Source organism: Nocardia jiangsuensis, from assembly GCF_042650385.1.
Taxonomy (GTDB): domain Bacteria; phylum Actinomycetota; class Actinomycetes; order Mycobacteriales; family Mycobacteriaceae; genus Nocardia; species Nocardia jiangsuensis.
Genome location: NZ_JBHSAX010000034.1, coordinates 1 through 2,706, shown reverse-complemented (window position 1 = coordinate 2,706; position 2,706 = coordinate 1). Strand labels below are relative to the sequence as shown.

Below are 2,706 nucleotides of genomic sequence, written 5' to 3'. Positions count from 1 at the left end.
GAGCGAATCGCTCGGCACCACCGGCCGTTTCAGTCGGTGCGCGGGATCAGGGGATCACGGGCGCAGCGGCGGGCAGCGTGGCCGTGGTGGCGGTGGGACGGAACCGCCACAACGGCGACATCTTCCGCATCCTGTCGGCCACCGGGGCCGGGGTCGCGTCGACAACCGCCCGAGCGGCGCTGTCGGGATCGGCGAAGGTGTTGCCGATCAGCGGCCCGGTCGTGATCCGCACCGACCCGGTGAGCGGGAAGAACTCGCCCTCGGTCCGGTAGAGCCGGTAGTGCAGGAACACCGGCACCCACGGGATGACAGGAGCCATCACCGGCATGCTGAGCTCACGCGCGGCCTCGGCCGCGATGTCGAGCCACAGTGCCAGGCTGTCGGGGGCCTGTGCGGAGTCGGCGAACACCTTGTGCAGCGCGGACGCCAGGACCGCCGGGGTGGGAGTGATGTACATGTCGAGCACCTTTCTCAGGGAATACAGTGAGAGGCGCGGTGTCGGACTCCCCGGAGCTAGATCCTCCGGGGATTCCGGCATCGCCCCATCGTCAGGACGCGAGGGTGAATTTCTTGGGGGCCTCGCCGGTCTGCTGAGCGGTTCCGTCCTTGGTCAGCTTGACCAGGGCGTTGTGGACCGCGCCGCTGGACCGGTCGAGGGCTTTGCCGATCTGGTGCGGGGTGAACTCCTTTCCCGAGTTGTCGTGCAGGAAGTCCTCGACCAGCCCCCGCAACCCACCGGCGGGCAACCGTCCCACCGTCGACACCTGCTGCGCCGCTGCCGTGGCATCAGCCGAAGCCGGAATGACGGGGGCCGGGGCGGCGGGTTCGTCGCCCGTGGGGGCAGCCACCGGGGCCTGCGCCGTGGTGTCGGTGCCGGGGTCGGCGGGCACGTCCGGGCCGGGGACCGCCGTGGCATCGGCCGGGTCGGCAGGAGCGGGGGTGGCGGGGTCCGGGTCGGCCGGGGTGACCGGCTCGGGCGAGACGGGTTCCGGGGTCGCGGGTTCCGGGGCGGCGGGCGCGGCCGGGTTGGTGGACGGTTCCGGGTCGGTGGTGGCGGGCGTGTCCGCGCCGGGGGTCCAGGTTTTGGCGGCGCGGGGCGATTCGGGGTCGGTGTGCGACTGTGCGCGCCCGGCGGTTTCCCACTGGGCCAGCAGACGCCGCGCGGTGGACAGTCCGACCCCGGCGGTTTCGGCCAGCGCGGCGGTCGTGCTGCCGGGGTGGGCGCACAGCGCCGCCCACAACGCGGGGGTGCTGTCGCGGCGCTGCGCGGGCACCGAATCCGACCCCGAACCGCGTTCCGGGGTGGGCGCGGGCGGTGCAGGGGGCGCGGTGGTGGCGTTCTTCTTCCTGGACATGCAGGTTCCTTCCAACGATGGGTTTCGGGTGGATTCGGTGGTGTCCCGGTCGGGACGGAATGCGCGCCGATCGGGGCGGTTGCCCTGGGGTGCGGCGCTATTCCGGGTTCCATGACCGCTCGATAGGGCGCGTGATGTCAAGCGGAACGTGGAAATCGATTGCGGACCCGAATTCCTCTCTCTGCTCTCTGAAATGCGCTCGTTCCGAGAGGAATTCGACTTGCAGCTCGTCCGTGGCGCGGAGGTCGGGTGCCCTTCCGCCGGCGACCTCGCCGCGGGGCCGTGGCGGGCGAGCACGCCGGCCGAGCACGAGGCCGGTCGTGAGTCACGCCCGCGCCGAGTCGGCCTCGTCCGCGACCGGCTCGGCGGAGTCGACCTCACCGGGCGGGGTGTTGTCGGCGTCGGGGTGCTGCGCGTCGAGGGCGTCGCGCAGGCGTCGCCCGCCGCCGGTCAGCGCGTAGTGCACGACGTGGTCGAGTTCCCAGCTCTGCGCGCACTCGGTGCAGATGGTGATGCCGTGGTTGCAGCGGGAGGGTTTGGCCATCAGCAGGATCCGGCCGTAGGGGTGGTCGGTGTCGCGCAGCCGTATCAGCACGTAGTCGTTGCCGCTGAGTTCGGCCTCGGGTTTGATCGCGCCGTACTCGTCGTGACTGCGGGTGTTCTTCATCTCGCGCATGAGGATCTCCGGGGTCGTGGGTGTCGAGGGGTTCATCGAGTCAGGTGCTGGTGCAGGAGCCCGGTGGTGCGATCGAGCAACACGCTCGCCCCGTGGCCGTGGCTGCCCCGGCGTATCCGGTCGGCGGCTCCGCTGGCGTAGGCGGCGATGTCGTCGGGGTGTACGAGGTGAATGCGGGGGGTGGCGTGGCCGCCAGTGCCTCCGGTGACGTGGGCGACGGTGTACATGCCGCGCTCGTCGTGGGAGCCGGGGGCGTAGATGGCGAACTGATCACCGGTGATGGCGTTGGCGATCACGTAGATCGCATCCAGGGCCGCCGTGGTGGGGACCGGGAGGGCGTTGTGCGCGAGCGCGGGTGTGGGCGAGCTGGGTGTGACCGGCGGCCTGTTGGTGGGTGTGTGGGGTGGCGCCTCGCGGTCGATGAACCACAGTTCGCCGCCGACTCGGGCGGTCGGTCCGCCGCTGTGGCTCGCGTGTGGCTGGTCGCCGACCGCGAGTTCGGTATCGGATCGCGGCAGTCCGAGCGCGTGAGGGTGGGTGGTTTCCGGGGTCGGTGGGCGGGCGATCCATCCGCCAACGATGACGAACAGTCCCTCGCTGTCCTGTCGTACCAGTGCCATCGGTTCTCTCCTTCTCGTGGGTGCCCACGTGGTGCGGGCGGGTTGTTCGGGGCAC

Annotated in this window: 4 protein-coding genes; all 4 read right to left on the bottom strand. The window is 71.1% G+C overall.

Annotated features, from left to right (window positions below; translation table 11 throughout):
- Window positions 1-46: 46 nt before the first annotated feature.
- Window positions 47-457 (bottom strand): hypothetical protein, encoded by a 411-nt coding sequence (locus ACFO0B_RS31330; protein ID WP_378617334.1) that lies wholly within the window; start codon window positions 455-457, stop codon window positions 47-49.
- Between the two features lie 91 nt (window positions 458-548).
- Window positions 549-1,355 carry a hypothetical protein gene (locus tag ACFO0B_RS31325; protein WP_378617332.1) on the bottom strand — a complete coding sequence of 269 codons (807 nt, stop codon included), beginning with the start codon at window positions 1,353-1,355 and terminating at the stop codon, window positions 549-551.
- Window positions 1,356-1,680: 325 nt separating this feature from the next.
- Window positions 1,681-2,067, bottom strand: a complete 387-nt coding sequence (locus ACFO0B_RS31320) for a hypothetical protein (RefSeq protein WP_378617330.1) — start codon at window positions 2,065-2,067, stop codon at window positions 1,681-1,683.
- Complete coding sequence (locus ACFO0B_RS31315) at window positions 2,064-2,651, bottom strand: hypothetical protein (protein ID WP_378617328.1); 588 nt, start codon at window positions 2,649-2,651, stop codon at window positions 2,064-2,066. The genes ACFO0B_RS31320 and ACFO0B_RS31315 overlap by 4 nt, the downstream gene beginning before the upstream one ends.
- Window positions 2,652-2,706: the final 55 nt, after the last annotated feature.

Coding starts and splice junctions, on each gene's coding strand:
- ACFO0B_RS31330 (WP_378617334.1), bottom strand. CDS start 457: ATGTACATCACTCCCACCCCGGCGGTCCTGGCGTCCGCGCTGCACAAG.
- ACFO0B_RS31325 (WP_378617332.1), bottom strand. CDS start 1,355: ATGTCCAGGAAGAAGAACGCCACCACCGCGCCCCCTGCACCGCCCGCG.
- ACFO0B_RS31320 (WP_378617330.1), bottom strand. CDS start 2,067: ATGAACCCCTCGACACCCACGACCCCGGAGATCCTCATGCGCGAGATG.
- ACFO0B_RS31315 (WP_378617328.1), bottom strand. CDS start 2,651: ATGGCACTGGTACGACAGGACAGCGAGGGACTGTTCGTCATCGTTGGC.